General features: G+C 59.3%; 17 protein-coding genes. 14 read left to right on the top strand and 3 right to left on the bottom strand.

Annotated features, from left to right (window positions below):
• The first annotated feature begins 142 nt into the window (after positions 1-142).
• Positions 143-421 (top strand): cell division protein FtsB, encoded by a 279-nt coding sequence (ftsB, locus tag KHO07_RS22900; RefSeq protein WP_008057335.1) that lies wholly within the window; start codon positions 143-145, stop codon positions 419-421.
• On the top strand, positions 418-1,125 hold the full coding sequence (ispD, locus tag KHO07_RS22895) for a 2-C-methyl-D-erythritol 4-phosphate cytidylyltransferase (RefSeq protein ID WP_212625618.1): 708 nt from the start codon (positions 418-420) through the stop codon (positions 1,123-1,125). The genes ftsB and ispD overlap by 4 nt, the downstream gene beginning before the upstream one ends.
• On the opposite strand, the gene KHO07_RS22890 is transcribed toward ispD, so the two are convergent.
• Positions 1,122-2,018, bottom strand: a complete 897-nt coding sequence (locus KHO07_RS22890; RefSeq protein WP_212625617.1) for a LysR substrate-binding domain-containing protein — start codon at positions 2,016-2,018, stop codon at positions 1,122-1,124. The two genes, ispD and KHO07_RS22890, sit on opposite strands and share 4 nt — an antisense overlap.
• 107 nt (positions 2,019-2,125) lie before the next feature.
• Between KHO07_RS22890 and KHO07_RS22885 the strand changes: the two genes are divergently transcribed.
• The 8 genes from KHO07_RS22885 (at position 2,126) to rpoS (ending at position 9,348) form a co-directional block, all read left to right on the top strand.
• On the top strand, positions 2,126-3,238 hold the full coding sequence (locus KHO07_RS22885) for an S-(hydroxymethyl)glutathione dehydrogenase/class III alcohol dehydrogenase (RefSeq protein WP_047526341.1): 1,113 nt from the start codon (positions 2,126-2,128) through the stop codon (positions 3,236-3,238).
• Positions 3,239-3,328: 90 nt separating this feature from the next.
• A complete protein-coding gene (gene fghA / locus KHO07_RS22880; RefSeq protein ID WP_191635184.1) occupies positions 3,329-4,183 on the top strand; it encodes an S-formylglutathione hydrolase in 855 nt (284 codons plus the stop codon).
• 41 nt (positions 4,184-4,224) lie between these two features.
• Entirely contained in the window at positions 4,225-4,698 is a 474-nt protein-coding gene (ispF, locus tag KHO07_RS22875; RefSeq protein WP_034149878.1) for a 2-C-methyl-D-erythritol 2,4-cyclodiphosphate synthase, read from the top strand.
• Complete coding sequence (gene truD, locus KHO07_RS22870; protein WP_212625616.1) at positions 4,695-5,753, top strand: tRNA pseudouridine(13) synthase TruD; 1,059 nt, start codon at positions 4,695-4,697, stop codon at positions 5,751-5,753. Before ispF ends, truD begins: the two co-directional genes overlap by 4 nt.
• A complete protein-coding gene (gene surE, locus KHO07_RS22865; RefSeq protein WP_150732115.1) occupies positions 5,741-6,490 on the top strand; it encodes a 5'/3'-nucleotidase SurE in 750 nt (249 codons plus the stop codon). Before truD ends, surE begins: the two co-directional genes overlap by 13 nt.
• A 41-nt stretch (positions 6,491-6,531) precedes the next feature.
• Complete coding sequence (locus tag KHO07_RS22860) at positions 6,532-7,167, top strand: protein-L-isoaspartate(D-aspartate) O-methyltransferase (protein ID WP_177336601.1); 636 nt, start codon at positions 6,532-6,534, stop codon at positions 7,165-7,167.
• 211 nt (positions 7,168-7,378) lie between these two features.
• Positions 7,379-8,236, top strand: a complete 858-nt coding sequence (locus tag KHO07_RS22855; RefSeq protein WP_150732456.1) for a peptidoglycan DD-metalloendopeptidase family protein — start codon at positions 7,379-7,381, stop codon at positions 8,234-8,236.
• Positions 8,237-8,340: 104 nt separating this feature from the next.
• Positions 8,341-9,348 carry an RNA polymerase sigma factor RpoS gene (rpoS, locus tag KHO07_RS22850; protein ID WP_056856224.1) on the top strand — a complete coding sequence of 336 codons (1,008 nt, stop codon included), beginning with the start codon at positions 8,341-8,343 and terminating at the stop codon, positions 9,346-9,348.
• A 484-nt stretch (positions 9,349-9,832) separates the two neighbouring features.
• Here rpoS and fdxA read toward each other — a convergent pair whose 3' ends face one another.
• Complete coding sequence (gene fdxA / locus KHO07_RS22845; RefSeq protein ID WP_150732116.1) at positions 9,833-10,156, bottom strand: ferredoxin FdxA; 324 nt, start codon at positions 10,154-10,156, stop codon at positions 9,833-9,835.
• 142 nt (positions 10,157-10,298) lie between these two features.
• Positions 10,299-12,878: a DNA mismatch repair protein MutS gene (gene mutS / locus KHO07_RS22840; RefSeq protein ID WP_212625615.1), complete on the bottom strand. Its 2,580-nt coding sequence runs from the start codon at positions 12,876-12,878 to the stop codon at positions 10,299-10,301.
• A 210-nt stretch (positions 12,879-13,088) separates the two neighbouring features.
• On the opposite strand from mutS, the gene KHO07_RS22835 reads away from it, so the two are divergent.
• From KHO07_RS22835 to KHO07_RS22820, 4 genes are all read left to right on the top strand, one after another.
• Complete coding sequence (locus tag KHO07_RS22835; protein ID WP_150732457.1) at positions 13,089-13,823, top strand: XRE family transcriptional regulator; 735 nt, start codon at positions 13,089-13,091, stop codon at positions 13,821-13,823.
• 532 nt (positions 13,824-14,355) lie between these two features.
• Positions 14,356-14,703: a phage holin family protein gene (locus tag KHO07_RS22830; protein ID WP_150704261.1), complete on the top strand. Its 348-nt coding sequence runs from the start codon at positions 14,356-14,358 to the stop codon at positions 14,701-14,703.
• Between the two features lie 31 nt (positions 14,704-14,734).
• Positions 14,735-15,259 carry a hypothetical protein gene (locus tag KHO07_RS22825; protein WP_212625614.1) on the top strand — a complete coding sequence of 175 codons (525 nt, stop codon included), beginning with the start codon at positions 14,735-14,737 and terminating at the stop codon, positions 15,257-15,259.
• A 3-nt stretch (positions 15,260-15,262) separates the two neighbouring features.
• Positions 15,263-15,874: a phage baseplate assembly protein V gene (locus tag KHO07_RS22820; RefSeq protein ID WP_212625613.1), complete on the top strand. Its 612-nt coding sequence runs from the start codon at positions 15,263-15,265 to the stop codon at positions 15,872-15,874.
• Positions 15,875-15,881 lie beyond the last annotated feature (7 nt).

Here is a 15,881-nt window from a genome sequence, read left to right as displayed (position 1 = left end):
GTGTCGGAAAAATCGCTACAGCGACGTTTTTGCCACTAATCTGATGCCTTATCAGCACAAGCCTGGTTCTTCCAGGCTTCGTGCTATCAGTAGCTTCATGTTTTGGTATGGCTGTCTTTTTTCACTGGATACCTGATATTCGATGCGCAGTCCCAATTGGTTGTTCCTCGTCTTGCTCCTGTTGCTGGCTGGCCTGCAATACCGCCTGTGGGTGGGTAATGGCAGCCTGGCGCAAGTGGCCGAGCTGACTCAGCAGATTGCCGATCAGCAAGCTGAGAACCAGACGTTGCTGGAGCGCAATCGGGTGATGGACGCTGAAGTCAGTGAGTTGAAAAAGGGCATGGAGACCGTCGAAGAGCGGGCTCGCCACGAGTTGGGCATGGTCAAGGACGGTGAAACCCTTTACCAGTTGGCACAATGAACCAGACGTTACCGGCCTTCTGGGCCGTGATTCCCGCCGCGGGCGTTGGCGCCCGTATGGCCGCGGACCGTCCCAAGCAGTATTTGCAATTGGGCGGGCGCACTATTCTCGAACACAGCCTCGGCTGTTTCCTTGATCATCCTTGCCTGAAAGGCCTGGTGGTCAGTCTTGCTGTTGATGATCCTTATTGGCCGAATCTGGCGTGTGCTGTCGATAAACGTATCCACCGCGTTGACGGCGGCGCCGAGCGTTCCGGTTCGGTGCTCAATGCCTTGCTGCACTTGCATGCGTTGGGTGCGGAAGATGAGGATTGGGTGCTGGTGCACGACGCTGCCCGGCCCAACCTGAGCCGCGACGATCTGGACAAGTTGTTGGGCGAACTGGCTGAAGACCCGGTGGGCGGGCTGTTGGCGGTTCCTGCACGGGATACGCTCAAGCGGGTCGATAAACAGGGTCGTGTGGTTGAGACCGTGGATCGCAGTGTGATCTGGCAGGCTTATACGCCGCAGATGTTTCGCCTCGGTGCGTTGCATCGTGCGTTGGCGGACAGTCTGGTGGCGGACGCAGTCATCACCGATGAAGCGTCGGCCATGGAGTGGTCCGGGATGGCGCCGCGCTTGATTGAAGGGCGATCCGATAACCTCAAAGTCACGCGCCCTGAAGACCTGGAATGGTTGCGTCAGCGTTGGGCTAACCGACGTTAACCCTGATACTCCGGCCTTTCGGCCAACCCTTCCTTTAGATATTCGACCAATTTGCGCACCTTCGGCGAAAGATGCCGCTGCTGCGGATACAGTGCCCACACCGCCGTATTGGGCGGTTGATGCGCTTCCAGCAGCGAAATCAACGCGCCGCTCTTCAGATGCTCCAGCACGTAATAATCCGGCAACTGACACAACCCCACGCCTTGCAGTGCCGCGTCCAACACCGCCTGCCCACTATTGCATCGCCAGTTTCCCTGCACCCGTTGCGAATATTCCCGCCCGTTCTGTTCCAGTTGCCACAGGTCCGAACTGCCGATGAGGCAGTTATGGCGGCTCAGTTCCGACAAGCTGTGTGGGCGACCGTACCGCTCAAGGTAAGACGCAGAGGCGCAAAGAAACATGCGCCGTGGCGCGAGGCGGGTGGCGACCAGTCTTGAGTCCTGCAAGCGCCCGAGGCGGATCGCCAGGTCGAGGCCTTCGTGTACCAGGTCGAGTTGCCGATTGCTCAACTCGATGTCGATCCGCAGTTGCGGATACAGCCCCATGAAACGCGTAACCAGGGGCACGATGAAGCGCTCGCCGTAAGCCACGGCGCAGGTCATGCGCAACATGCCTTTGGGTTCGCTGGTCAGGTCGCCGACTGCGCGCAATGCTTCTTCGCGTCCATCCTGCAGACGTTGGCAATGTTGCAGAAAAGTCTGTCCGGCTTCAGTCAGCGTCACGCGGCGCGTACTGCGGTAGAGCAAGCGGGTTTGCAAACGCTCCTCAAGGCGTACGATTTGTCGACTGATATGCGAGGAAGAAACGCCCAAGCGATCGGCGGCAGCAGTGAACTGGCTGCATTCGGCGACGGCGACGAATTCGTCGATGCCTTCCCAGCGGTTATCGGACATAAAAGATTATCCCTGTGTAGCAATAATGTTTTGCTTTTGTCCGGATTATTCACCGTAAGGCGCTGTATTACACTCACTGTCTCGTTTTTATTCACTGGAGAATCACCATGATCAAGTCGCGCGCCGCCGTTGCCTTCGAGGCCAAGAAACCTCTGGAGATCGTTGAAGTGGATGTCGCCATGCCCAAGGCCGGTGAAGTGTTGCTGCGCGTGGTGGCCTCCGGTGTTTGCCATACCGATGCCTACACCTTGTCCGGTGCCGACCCGGAAGGCATCTTCCCGTCTATCCTCGGTCACGAAGGCGGGGCGATTGTCGAAGCGATCGGCGAGGGTGTGACTTCCGTCGCAGTCGGCGATCACGTGATCCCGCTCTACACCCCGGAATGCCGCCAGTGCAAATTCTGCCTGTCGGGAAAAACCAACCTCTGCCAGGCCATTCGCGCCACCCAGGGCAAAGGCCTGATGCCGGACGGCACTTCGCGTTTTTCCTACAAGGGAGAAACGATTTTCCACTACATGGGCACGTCGACGTTCTCCGAGTACACCGTTCTGCCGGAAATCTCGGTCGCCAAAATTGCCAAAGAAGCACCGCTGGAAAAAGTCTGTCTGCTGGGTTGCGGCGTCACCACCGGCATCGGCGCAGTGCTCAACACCGCCAAGGTGAAACCAGGTGACACCGTGGCCATTTTCGGCCTCGGCGGCATCGGTCTTTCCGCTGTCATCGGCGCGGTAAAAGCCAAGGCTGCGCGGATCATTGCCATTGACATCAATCCCGCCAAATTCGAGATCGCCAAACAGTTGGGTGCAACCGATTGTGTAAACCCGAAAGACTTCGATCGTCCGATTCAGGAAGTCATCGTCGACATGACCGATGGCGGCGTCGACTTCTCGTTCGAGTGCATCGGTAATGTGCAACTGATGCGTGCAGCGCTCGAGTGCTGCCACAAGGGCTGGGGCGAGTCGGTGATTATCGGCGTTGCCGGCGCCGGTCAGGAAATCTCCACCCGTCCGTTCCAGCTGGTCACCGGTCGCGTCTGGCGCGGTTCGGCGTTCGGTGGTGTGCGCGGCCGTACCGAGTTGCCAAGCTACGTGGAAATGGCCGAAACCGGCGAAATCCCGCTGGACACGTTCATCACCCACACCATGGGCCTGGAAGATATCAACAAGGCTTTCGACCTGATGCATGAAGGGAAAAGCATCCGCACCGTCATCCATTTCTAAAAGCAGCGGCGAGCTAAGAGCCTCAAGCTACAAGAAGGGAGCACTGCGCCTTTGCTTGCAGCTTCAGGCGTGAAGCTCGCCACTGGGAGAATCCCCATGACTTTGGAAAACATTTCCTGCCAGAAAAGCTTCGGCGGCTGGCACAAGCGCTATCGCCATCGCTCCGAAGTACTCGGCTGCGACATGGTGTTCGCCGTGTACCTGCCGCCGCAAGCGGAGCAGGGCGGCAAGCTGCCGGTGCTGTATTGGCTGTCCGGCCTGACCTGCACTGACGAGAACTTCATGCAGAAGGCCGGCGCCATGCGCATGGCCGCCGAGCTGGGGTTGATCATTGTTGCGCCAGACACCAGCCCTCGCGGTCCTGATGTCCCGGGGGATCCGGAGGGTGCGTGGGACTTTGGCCTCGGTGCCGGGTTCTATCTGAATGCCACGCAGGCACCGTGGTCTCGGCATTATCGGATGCATGACTATGTCGTGCAGGAATTGCCTGACCTGGTTGAAGCCCATTTCCCGGCATCGGACAAGCGCGGTATCAGCGGTCACTCCATGGGTGGCCACGGTGCGCTGGTGTGTGCCTTGCGCAATCCGGGGCGTTATCTGTCGGTGTCGGCGTTCTCGCCGATCAACAATCCGATGGACTGCCCGTGGGGGCAGAAGGCCTTTTCCCGTTACCTGGGTGAAGACCGTTCGAAATGGCGCGAATGGGATGCCTGCGCATTGATTGCCGAGGCCCGCGAGCAGCTGCCGCTGTTGGTCGACCAAGGTGATCGCGACGATTTCCTCGCCAACCAGCTCAAGCCGCAAGCCTTGCAACAGGCGACCAAACTGGCTGGTCATCCGCTGACGTTGCGCCTGCAACCTGGCTACGACCACAGCTATTTCTTCATCGCCAGTTTCATCGAAGATCACTTGCAACATCACGCGCATGCTCTAGGTGCTCAATAGCAGGTAGAATCACGCCCTGACAAAAATCGGGGCGTTTTTTTATGCGTATTGGCCACGGCTATGATGTGCACCGTTTCGCTGAAGGCGATTTCATTACTCTGGGCGGCGTGCGCATTGCACACAGCTTCGGGCTGCTCGCTCATTCCGACGGTGACGTCCTGCTGCACGCCTTGAGCGATGCCTTGCTCGGCGCGGCTGCGCTGGGCGACATCGGCAAGCATTTCCCGGACACCGACCCGCAATTCAAGGGTGCCGACAGCCGAGCGCTGTTGCGTCATGTCGTCGCACTGATCCACGCCAAAGGCTGGAAGGTCGGCAACGTCGATAACACCATCGTCGCCCAGGCGCCGAAAATGGCTCCGCATATCGAATCGATGCGTGCGCTGATTGCCGCGGATCTTCAAGTTGAGTTGGATCAAGTGAATGTAAAAGCTACCACCACCGAAAAGCTTGGCTTTGTCGGTCGCGAAGAAGGCATTGCCGTGCACTCCGTTGCCTTGTTGCTGCGCGCATGAACGAACTGCAACTGCTCGGCCCGCGGGCCTATGGTGAACCCCTCGGCACTGCAGTGCTGAAAGCCATCGCCGAAGATTTCCAGGTCGATGAAGTCCTTGATATTCCCTTGAGTGGCGACGGCGAACATCTGTGGATCTGGGTGGAAAAGCGCGGCCTGAATACTGAAGAAGCAGCGCGACGGATTGCCAAGGCCGCGGGCGTGTCCTTGCGCACGGTCAGCTATGCCGGGCTCAAGGATCGTCAGGCGCTGACGCGTCAGTGGTTCAGTGTGCAACTGCCGGGCAAGGCCGATCCGGATCTGTCGGCAGCCGAAAACGATACGTTGAAAATCCTCAAGACCAGCCGCCACAAACGCAAGCTGCAACGCGGTGCGCACTCGGCCAATGGTTTCACGCTGCGTTTGACCCAGTTCGCCGGCGACAAGGCTGCGATCGAGGCGCGCCTGCAACTGATCGCCAAGCAGGGCATTCCCAATTATTTCGGTGCCCAGCGTTTCGGGCATGATGGCGGCAACGTGGTTGACGCCCGTGCCTGGGCCGCGCGCAAGGCTTTGCCGGAGCAACGCAACGTGCGTTCGCGCCTGCTGTCCACGGCCCGCAGTTTTCTGTTTAACCAGGTATTGGCCGCGCGTGTTGCCGACGGCACCTGGCAGCATGCCCAGGTCGGTGACTTGCTGGCGTTTACCGATAGCCGCAGTTTTTTTCCGGCCGGTGAGGCCGAATGCAGCGACCCGCGCCTGGCGATTCTCGATCTGCACCCGACAGGGCCGCAGTGGGGCGAAGGTGACTCGCCGGCCACGGGCGCTGTCCATGAACTGGAGCAGGCAATCGCCGCGCGCGAAGCAGACCTTCGCGATTGGTTGATTAACGCCGGTATGAGCCACGAACGTCGCATCCTGCGGCTGCCCATTGGCGGGTTGACGTGGCATTATCCCGAGCCTGACATTCTGCAACTGGAATTCGTCCTGCCGGCCGGATGCTTTGCCACCGTATTGGTGCGCGAGCTCGTTGATCTGGTGCCGGTGGGGCAGACGGACAGCCCATGCGTATTCTGATTTCTAACGACGATGGGGTAACCGCACCCGGTCTCGCCGCGCTTTATGCTGCGCTGGCGGATGACAACGAGTGCGTGGTTATCGCCCCGGACCAGGACAAAAGCGGCGCCAGCAGCTCGCTGACGCTCGACCGTCCGTTGCACCCGCACACGCTGGCCAACGGTTTCATCAGCATCAACGGCACACCAACCGATTGCGTGCACCTGGGCCTCAATGGCTTGCTGGAGCGTGACGTGGACATGGTGGTTTCCGGGATCAACCTGGGCGCCAACCTGGGCGACGATGTGCTGTATTCCGGCACCGTGGCGGCGGCTTTGGAAGGGCGTTTCCTGGAGCGTCCCGCGTTCGCCTTTTCGTTGGTCTCACGCCAGGTCGAGAACCTGCCCACAGCGGCGTACTTTGCGCGCAAGCTGGTCGAGGCTCATGCGGATCTCGACCTGCCACCGCGCACGGTACTCAACGTGAACATTCCCAACTTGCCGCTGGAACACATCCGCGGCATCCAGTTGACGCGCCTCGGGCATCGCGCCCGCGCCGCGGCGCCGATCAAAGTAGTCGACCCGCGCGGCAAGGCCGGTTACTGGATCGCGGCGGCCGGGGATGCCGAAGATGGCGGCCCGGGCACCGATTTCCATGCTGTGATGCAGGGTTATGTTTCGATCACCCCGCTGCAGCTGGATCGAACCTTCAATGATGCTTTCAGAAGTCTTGATGGCTGGCTGGAGGGGCTGCGCTGATGACTCGTGGACAAGACGATATGCTGCATCGCGGCATAGGCATGACCTCGCAACGGACCCGCGAGCGACTTATCCAGCGACTGTATGAGGAAGGGGTGTCCAACGCCAAGGTGCTGGAAGTCATCCGTCGCACGCCGCGTCACCTGTTCGTCGACGAGGCGCTGGCACACCGGGCCTACGAAGACACGGCGCTGCCGATCGGGCATAACCAGACCATCTCCCAGCCTTATATGGTGGCTCGCATGAGCGAGTTGCTGCTGGAAGCCGGGCCGTTGGACAAGGTCATGGAAATCGGCACCGGTTCCGGCTATCAGACGGCGGTATTGTCGCAACTGGTGGAGCGGGTGTTTTCCGTCGAGCGCATCAAGGTGCTGCAGGACCGGGCCAAGGAACGTCTGGTCGAGTTGAACCTGCGCAACGTGGTGTTTCGCTGGGGCGATGGCTGGGAGGGCTGGCCGGCGCTGGCACCTTACAATGGCATCATCGTGACCGCGGTGGCCACCGATGTCCCTCAAGCCTTGCTCGATCAATTGGCACCCGGCGGGCGTCTGGTGATTCCGGTGGGGTCCGGTGAGGTTCAACAATTGCTGCTGATCATTCGGGAAGAACAGGGCTTTTCCCGGCGCGTTTTGGGGAACGTTCGCTTCGTTCCTTTGCTCAATGGGCCACTGGCCTGAGCATTTATTCCGACGCGCTGAATTCTCTTCGATTGCCTCTGTCTTACAGCGGCGTCGATTGGTTAAACGGGTTGTTTTGTCGAACAGCAAACGTGTGCGCCCAGCCATATCGCTTCATTAAGGGTAAAGCCTGCACGGCCCGTTATACTGGCGACATAGCATGCCGGATCACGGCAAATCACATTTTCAGCCACCACAAAGGGAGCGGCGGGTGAGTCTCACAGTCATTGCGCAGCGTATGGGTACAACGAGCTTTCAGCGCCTGGTGACTGGCCTTGTCTTGAGCACCTTGCTGGTGGGTTGTTCCAGCACGAAATCCAGCAACGTCGGGGTGGTCGACCGCAACAGTGCCGCGCCCCAGCGCCCGGTCGTGACGACCGGTCAGTATGTGGTTCGACCGAAAGACACCCTGTTCTCGATCGCGTTCCGCTACGGCTGGGACTACAAGGCGCTGGCGGCGCGTAACAACATTCCTGCGCCGTACACGATTCGCCCGGGTCAGACGATTCGCTTTGATGGCCGTACCGGTTCAACGCCGACGGCGGTGGTGAGTTCGTCCAGTTCGTCGCCTTCATCCTCGAGTAAAACCACGGTCATCCGGCGTCCGGTTGACGGTTCTACCCCGACCACGACCACGGTTGTACCGTCCGTCGCCAACAAGCCGGCACCCGCTCCAATGCCTCCCGCCGGCCCGGCCCCGACCGGCTGGGGATGGCCATCCAATGGCATTTTGATTGGAAAATTCTCTTCAAACGGTAGTTTGAATAAAGGAATTGATATCGCCGGAGATTTGGGACAGCCTGTTTTAGCTGCGTCTGATGGGACGGTGGTATACGCCGGGAGTGGCTTAAGGGGCTACGGCGAATTAGTCATCATCAAACACAGCGAAACCTACGTCAGTGCCTACGGACATAACCGCAGGCTGTTGGTTCGGGAGGGGCAGCAGGTCAAGGTCGGACAGACAATTGCCGAAATGGGGTCCACGGGTACAGACCGGGTGAAACTGCATTTTGAGATTCGCCGCCAAGGTAAACCAGTAGATCCGCTGCAGTTCCTGCCACGCCGTTGATCGCTACCAGCCTGTTCCGTCGCGTAGAGGGGACAGGCTCCAGCGTTGCCAAGGATAAAGGCGCCGCTTGAGCTTGAGGTCGAACTCACCAAAGGACTATAACAATGGCTCTCAGTAAAGAAGTGCCGGAGTTTGACATCGACGATGAGGTTCTCCTGATGGAGACCGGCATCGGTACGGATTCGATGTCGAATGATGAAGGGGCGGCTCCACCTTCCGTTCGTGCCAAATCCAAACACTCCGCGTCGTTGAAACAACACAAGTACATTGACTACACGCGTGCACTTGATGCCACGCAGCTGTATCTCAATGAAATCGGCTTTTCCCCTCTGCTGTCCCCCGAAGAAGAAGTTCATTTTGCGCGCTTGTCGCAAAGTGGCGATCCGGCCGGGCGCAAACGCATGATTGAAAGTAACTTGCGACTGGTGGTGAAAATCGCCCGGCGCTATGTCAATCGTGGGTTGTCGCTGCTGGATCTGATCGAAGAGGGCAACCTCGGCCTGATTCGGGCGGTGGAAAAGTTCGACCCTGAGCGCGGCTTCCGCTTTTCGACCTACGCAACCTGGTGGATTCGTCAGACCATCGAGCGCGCGATCATGAATCAGACCCGGACCATCCGGTTGCCGATCCATGTGGTCAAAGAGCTCAATGTGTACCTGCGGGCTGCACGGGAACTGACGCAAAAACTCGACCATGAACCCTCTCCCGAAGAAATCGCCAACCTACTGGAAAAACCGGTAGCGGAGGTCAAGCGCATGCTCGGCCTCAACGAGCGGGTTTCTTCGGTCGACGTCTCGCTGGGTCCGGATTCGGATAAAACCCTGCTGGACACCCTCACCGACGATCGTCCAACCGATCCGTGCGAACTGCTGCAGGATGACGACCTGTCCCAGAGCATCGATCAATGGCTCTCCGAGCTTACTGACAAGCAGCGTGAAGTGGTTGTACGCCGCTTCGGGCTGCGCGGTCACGAGAGCAGCACCCTTGAAGACGTAGGCCTGGAAATCGGCCTGACCCGGGAACGAGTCAGACAGATTCAGGTTGAAGGTCTCAAGCGTCTGCGGGAGATCCTGGAGAAAAACGGCCTGTCCAGCGAGTCGCTGTTTCAATAAGCGATACGTTTGTCGGTCAACAAAAAGCCCCGATCTTCGGGGCTTTTTGCTATCCGGAAACCTGGCGTTCAGTGTGGAGGTTAACACCGCGGGTTTGTCGTCTCACGATGTAAGCCTTTGCTTACTCTTTCGTAAGTGTTCAGTATTTTTACACGGTGGCAGTCGGCCACGATATGCATTAAGGGTCTCTATCGAATTGATAATAAAGGGAATATTTAAAGATTAAGGATGTGTGACAGGCGATTCCGGCGCAGGAGGGCGATTGCTCTTGGCGAGGAACGCTCTAGTATCCGGGGTGTGTCGACGGACAGACACGCCCTTCAAGGATGAGGGGAAAGGAACTCGCAGGACGCGATTCATCAGGACGATGAAAAGGAACACAGGGAATAGGGAAAAAATGTGGGCGGGTCAAACCGCCCCTTTTTTTTGCTCGCAGAAAAGCAAAAAGGCCCTTGTGGGGCCTTTTTTGGGAACGCGGGGGTAATCAGCGTTCGAGGTGTTCGATCTTGCCTGGCTTGCCATCCCACTCAGCGGCGTCTGGCAGCGGCTCTTTGCGTTCTGTGACGTTCGGCCAGATTTCGGCCAATTCCGTGTTCAACGCAATGAAGTTTTCCATACCGGCAGGCACTTCATCTTCAGAGAAGATGGCCACAGCAGGGCATTCAGGTTCGCACAGTGCGCAGTCGATGCACTCATCCGGGTGAATCACCAGGAAATTCGGGCCTTCGTAAAAGCAGTCCACCGGACACACTTCTACGCAGTCGGTGTACTTGCACTTGATGCAGTTGTCGGTGACGACGAAGGTCATTTCTAATTTTCTCCTCAGGCGCGGCTTGCTGCGCCCCTTCACGTGGGGGTCGCAAGGTTTGGGAGCGATAGTCTGCAGGCCAGGCTAATCGCCTGCAGCATCCCAAACCGCGCGAGATTCTAACAGCTTGCAAGCGTATGCGTTAGATCCGTGTCTTTAGTGTATAGAGCATTTCGAGTGCGCGACGGGGTGTCATGTCGTCCAGATCGAGTTTGGCCAGTTCGTCCAGCACTGGATGCGGCAGGCTGGCGAACATGTCGCTCTGTTGCGGCGCGGCCGGTTTGCCCTTGGCAGGCTTCGGCGCTTCATGGGGCAGGGCGGTGTCTTCCAGCCGGCTCAGGTGCTCACGGGCGCGCACGATCACTTCGCTCGGCACGCCGGCCAGTTGTGCCACTGCCAGGCCATAGCTCTGGCTCGCAGGCCCTGGCAATACGTGGTGCAGAAACACGATGCGTTCGTTGTGCTCGGTGGCATTGAGGTGCACGTTGGCCACCAGCGGTTGGGCTTCCGGCAGGACGGTCAGCTCGAAGTAGTGGGTGGCGAACAGCGTGTAGGCACGTAAATGCGCGAGACGCTCGGCGGCCGCCCAGGCCAGGGACAAACCGTCGAAAGTACTGGTGCCGCGTCCGACTTCGTCCATCAGCACCAGGCTGCGCTCGGTGGCGTTATGCAGGATGTTGGCGGTTTCGCTCATTTCGACCATGAAGGTCGAGCGGCCACCGGCCAGGTCATCGCTGGAGCCGATCCGGGTGAAGATGCGGTCAACCAGCGACAATTCGCAACTGGCCGCCGGCACGAAGCTGCCGATGTGCGCCAGCAATACGATCAGCGCGGTCTGACGCATGTAGGTGGATTTACCGCCCATGTTCGGACCGGTGATCACCAGCATGCGCGTGTTGTCGTCAAGGCTCAGGTCGTTGGCCACGAATGGCGTGGTCAAAACCTGTTCGACCACCGGGTGACGACCCTGGGTGATTCGCATGCACGGCTCGCTGACGAAGCGCGGGCAGTTCAGGTCGAGGTTCAGTGCACGCTCGGCCAGGTTGCTCAAAACGTCCAGCTCGGCCAGTGCGCCGGCGGTGTCTTGCAGCGGTGGCAATTGCGAGATCAGGTCTTCGAGCAGTGCTTCGTAGAGCATCTTCTCGCGGGCCAGGGCACGGCTCTTGGCCGACAGTGCCTTGTCCTCGAAAGCCTTGAGTTCCGGGGTGATAAAACGCTCGGCACCCTTGAGGGTCTGGCGCCGGATGTAATCGGCCGGCGCGGATTCGGCCTGCTTGCTCGGCAATTCGATGAAGTAACCGTGGATGCGGTTGTAGCCGACCTTCAGGTGCGACAGGCCGGTGCGGGCCTTCTCGCGGGCTTCGAGGTCGATCAGGAACTGCCCGGCGTTTTCGCTGAGCGATTGCAGTTCGTCGAGTTCGCTGTCGTAACCGGTCTTCAACACACCGCCGTCACGGATCACCGCTGGCGGGTTATCGATAATGGCTTTTTCCAGCAACGCGGCCAGTTCCGGGTAGGTGCTGGTGATTGTCGCCAGTTGCTGGAGGTGTGGAGCTTCAAGTTCGGTCATCGCCACTTGCAGCTCAGGCAGTGCGCCGAGGGCATCACGCAGGCGTGCAAGGTCGCGCGGGCGAGCATTGCGCAGGCCTATCCGCGCGAGAATCCGCTCGATGTCGCCGATTTCCTTGAGTTGCGGTTGCAGCTTTTCGAAACGGTAGCCGTCGAGCAGGCAGGTGATCGAGCTCTGGCGTGCCAGCAAAACGGTAAGGTCGCGCAGCGGGCGGTTCAGCCAGCGGGTCAGCAGGCGACTGCCCATGGCGGTCTGGCAACGATCGACCACCGATTGCAACGTGTTGTCACGGCCGCCGGCGAGGTTGGTGTCCAGTTCCAGGTTGCGACGGCTGGCACCGTCCAGCACCACTGTGTCGTCCAGACGCTCATGGCGCAGGCTGCGCAAGTGGGGCAGGGCGGTGCGCTGGGTTTCTTTGGCGTAGGCCAGCAGGCAACCAGCGGCACCGATGGCCAGGGTCAGGTTCTCGCAACCGAAACCTTTGAGGTCCTGGGTGGAAAACTGCTGGCAAAGACTTTTCAACGCCGAATCGCGTTCGAAATCCCACGGCGCACGACGACGAACCCCACGGCGTTTTTCCGCCGGCAGATCTTTTGGCCAGTCGTCCGGGATCAACAACTCCACCGGATTGACCCGCTCCAGTTCTGCCAGCAAATTCTCCCAGCCCTTGATTTCCAGCACGCTGAAATTGCCGCTGGTGATGTCCAGCACGGCCAGGCCGAACAGGCGCTCATCCCCCAGCACGGCTGCGATCAGGTTGTCGCGGCGCTCGTCCAGCAGCGCTTCGTCACTCACTGTCCCCGGCGTAATGATCCGCACCACCTGACGTTCCACCGGCCCTTTGCTGGTGGCCGGGTCGCCGACCTGCTCGCAGATCACCACCGACTCGCCAAGCTTCACCAGTTTCCCCAGGTAACCTTCGGCGGCATGGTAAGGAATCCCGCACATCGGAATCGCCTGCCCGGCCGATTGCCCGCGAGCGGTCAGGGTGATGTCCAGCAATTTGGCGGCCTTCTTCGCGTCTTCATAGAAGATCTCGTAGAAGTCACCCATGCGGTAAAACATCAACTGGTCGGGGTGCTGGTTTTTCAGGCGCCAGTACTGCTGCATCATCGGCGTGTGGGAGGACAGGTCGGAGAGTGCTTTATTCATTGGGGATCGGAAAACTCGTCGAAAGGTGTGGGGCAAAAGAGGGGCATCGGCCCGGCTTTTCCGCAATGGGCGCAAGATTAACATGGGCGGTCTGCCGGACGCAGGCACGAACGCCACGCGGTCTGTTTCTGCGGGTTTACGCGCTGCTTATGCGTCTTTAATGCAAATCTGCATTTGCCTCCCGTCAAAAGAACAAGCACTATGCGCGTTATGCAAAAACGCAATGTTTCTACCGTATTAAGAGCGCTGCTCGATCAGCACGGGATCTCCCCCACGGAGCTTCACCGTCGTACCGGCGTGCCTCAATCCACTCTCTCGCGGATTCTCAGCGGGAAGATCGTCGACCCTTCGGATAAACACATTTCGAAGATCGCCGAGTACTTCGCCGTGAGCACCGACCAATTGCGTGGCCGCGCCGACGTCGCGCCGGTTGCTGCGGGCGGACGCGCAGAGCTGCATTCGGAACTCAAGGATATAAGTCTGTGGGACGACGATACCCCCGTCGATGACGACGAGGTGTCGGTCCCCTTTCTTCGCGAGGTTGAATTGGCTGCGGGATCAGGAAGATTCGTCATCGAAGAAAGCGAGCGCTCCAGCCTGCGCTTCGGCAAGCGTAGCTTGCGCCATAACGGTGTGCAGTTCGACCAGGCCAAATGCGTGACCGTGCGCGGCAACAGCATGTTGCCGGTGCTGCGCGATGGGGCAACGGTTGGGGTCAATGCCGGCAAATGCGGGATTGGCGACATCATTGATGGCGACCTTTACGCAATCAACCATAACGGCCAGCTGCGGGTGAAACAGCTTTATCGCCTGCCCACCGGAATTCGTCTGCGCAGCTTCAATCGCGATGAGCACCCGGATGAGGACTACAGCTTCCAGGAAATGCAGGAAGAGCAAATCGTGATCCTCGGTCACGTCTTCTGGTGGGGCATGTACGCCCGTTAACCACCTCACTGTCAGATAGAACCCGCCCATTGGCGGGTTTTTTTTCGCCTTCAAAAAGCTGCAGGCGCCTTTGTTTTTGGGATATTCGATGCGCAGGTGCATTTGTTGCGCATAAATAAATGCATTCATGCATTGACTGGCTATGCATTGATGCATATTCTTTGTCTCAAGCCGCTCAACAAAGCGGCTGGCAACGAAGCTCTTTAGATCCACCACAAAAAGGCAGCGATGAACCGGCCTCAACGGTTCAGAGGGTTGGCAACTGACCCGGGTGTGCAGCGTAAAGCACCAGAAGCAGTTATCCGGCGGGCAGGGACCGCGGTCGGAAAAACAATATGAAAGGACCCGTACCGCGCCAGTAGCGCCGAAAGGTCGACTTCATCTCTCACCATCAGACAGATGAAGGCGAAGGACCGCATTACTGAAAAGCCCGGCGACCCCGGGCTTTTTGGAATGCCTACCTGACAGGCACACATGAGATATCGATTGAACCCAACACCTTTTCCTCATCAATCACCCCAGGAGGCGTGACATGACAAACGAGCAACAAGCGTTGCTGGACATGCCGATCTGGCTGGTCATCGTCCTCGCCCTGGTGGGCGGGGTGTCCGGCGAAATGTGGCGTGCCGACAAGGACGGCGCCCGCGGCTGGTCATTGCTGCGACGCCTGGCCTTGCGCTCCGGCGCCTGCATGGTCTGCGGGGTCTCGGCGATCCTGCTGCTGTACGCCGCCGGCGTGTCGATCTGGGCCGCCGGCGCCTTTGGTTGCCTCACGGCCATGGCCGGGGCGGATGTGGCCATCGGGCTTTATGAGCGCTGGGCGGCCAAGCGCATCGGCGTTTGCGAAGTACCGCCCCGGGACAGCCGCCCGGACCAGTAATCCATCCAACGACGCATGAACAGGAAGTCTTATGCCCCCGATCATCGATAAGCCCTCGCAACTGGTGGTTGCCATTGTCGAGGCGTTACGCCGCTCAGTACCCGGTATCAACGTCGGCAGTCGTGCAGACTTTACCGGTGTCGTCGAACAGCCCTGGGTGTTGATTGCCATTGAGCGCGATGCCACGGCCAGTCGTTCCGCTGATGGCCGTATCGCTCATGTTCTGTCTGTCTCGCTGCAAGCAGTGGTGCGCCCCGAATCTGCTGATCCGCAACTTGCGGCCTGCGATCTGATCAGTGCGCTCAAGGACCTTGTCACGGACAACCGATGGGGGCTGCCGGGCGAGCAATGCGATTTGCCGTTGAACCTCGACGCAATTCCTTCGGCCTTCATCAGCGAAACTCGAACGTTCCCCGCCTGGACCCTGTCCTTCACCCAGACGCTTTACTTCGGTACACCGCTACTGGACGACCCGGTCGGCATCGCGAAATACGCCCGCACCTGGGAAGTCTCGAATATTGACGACCCCGACCAATACACCGAACTGGAGGGCTAAGCCATGTTCGATGCCCTTTTACGCCTGCAACTCGGCCCGATCATCGAACGCCTGGCGGAGATGGAGGCGGAGCTCGAAGACCTGCACCGACGTACCGACAGCGTGTGCCGGATAGGTGTGTGCCAAGAGGTCGATGCGGCCAGCAATACCTGCCGCGTCAGCCACGGTGAACTGCTGACGCCGGCCATTCGTTTTTTCAATCCCAGCGCCGGGGCGCAGAGCGAGTCGCGGATTCCCACCGTGGGCGAGCAATGCCTGTTGCTGAACCATGGCGGCGGTGAGGGCGGTGCTCAATCCGTTGCGCTGTTCGGGCTCAACGGCAATCAATTTCCGCCGGTCTCGACCCAGGCTTCGTTGACGCGTCGCCTCTATCGCGACGGCACGCAAAGCGCCTACGACGACGCCAGCCATACGCTGAACTGGAGCAACGGCCCGGCGACATTCAACGGTAATCGCCAGGCGCTCGAGTTAAAGATCGGCCCGGCGCGGCTGGCCATGGCGCCCGAGGCCATCGAACTGCAACTGGGGGCGGTCGGGTTGCGACTCGACGCATCCGGTGTGCACCTGAGCGGCCCGCTGGTGGATCACCAGGGTCGCGTGATCAGTACCGCTTGAAGAGTGC

This window comes from Pseudomonas sp. PP3 (assembly GCF_905336995.1).
In the GTDB taxonomy this organism is placed as follows: Bacteria; Pseudomonadota; Gammaproteobacteria; order Pseudomonadales; family Pseudomonadaceae; genus Aquipseudomonas; species Aquipseudomonas reinekei.
The sequence above is the reverse complement of the archived record's forward strand: the minus strand, read 5'-3'. Positions and strand labels throughout refer to the sequence as shown.

Coding starts and splice junctions, on each gene's coding strand:
- ftsB (WP_008057335.1), top strand. CDS start 143: ATGCGCAGTCCCAATTGGTTGTTCCTCGTCTTGCTCCTGTTGCTGGCT.
- ispD (WP_212625618.1), top strand. CDS start 418: ATGAACCAGACGTTACCGGCCTTCTGGGCCGTGATTCCCGCCGCGGGC.
- KHO07_RS22890 (WP_212625617.1), bottom strand. CDS start 2,018: ATGTCCGATAACCGCTGGGAAGGCATCGACGAATTCGTCGCCGTCGCC.
- KHO07_RS22885 (WP_047526341.1), top strand. CDS start 2,126: ATGATCAAGTCGCGCGCCGCCGTTGCCTTCGAGGCCAAGAAACCTCTG.
- ispF (WP_034149878.1), top strand. CDS start 4,225: ATGCGTATTGGCCACGGCTATGATGTGCACCGTTTCGCTGAAGGCGAT.
- truD (WP_212625616.1), top strand. CDS start 4,695: ATGAACGAACTGCAACTGCTCGGCCCGCGGGCCTATGGTGAACCCCTC.
- surE (WP_150732115.1), top strand. CDS start 5,741: ATGCGTATTCTGATTTCTAACGACGATGGGGTAACCGCACCCGGTCTC.
- KHO07_RS22860 (WP_177336601.1), top strand. CDS start 6,532: ATGACCTCGCAACGGACCCGCGAGCGACTTATCCAGCGACTGTATGAG.
- rpoS (WP_056856224.1), top strand. CDS start 8,341: ATGGCTCTCAGTAAAGAAGTGCCGGAGTTTGACATCGACGATGAGGTT.
- fdxA (WP_150732116.1), bottom strand. CDS start 10,156: ATGACCTTCGTCGTCACCGACAACTGCATCAAGTGCAAGTACACCGAC.
- mutS (WP_212625615.1), bottom strand. CDS start 12,878: ATGAATAAAGCACTCTCCGACCTGTCCTCCCACACGCCGATGATGCAG.
- KHO07_RS22835 (WP_150732457.1), top strand. CDS start 13,089: ATGCAAAAACGCAATGTTTCTACCGTATTAAGAGCGCTGCTCGATCAG.
- KHO07_RS22830 (WP_150704261.1), top strand. CDS start 14,356: ATGACAAACGAGCAACAAGCGTTGCTGGACATGCCGATCTGGCTGGTC.
- KHO07_RS22825 (WP_212625614.1), top strand. CDS start 14,735: ATGCCCCCGATCATCGATAAGCCCTCGCAACTGGTGGTTGCCATTGTC.
- KHO07_RS22820 (WP_212625613.1), top strand. CDS start 15,263: ATGTTCGATGCCCTTTTACGCCTGCAACTCGGCCCGATCATCGAACGC.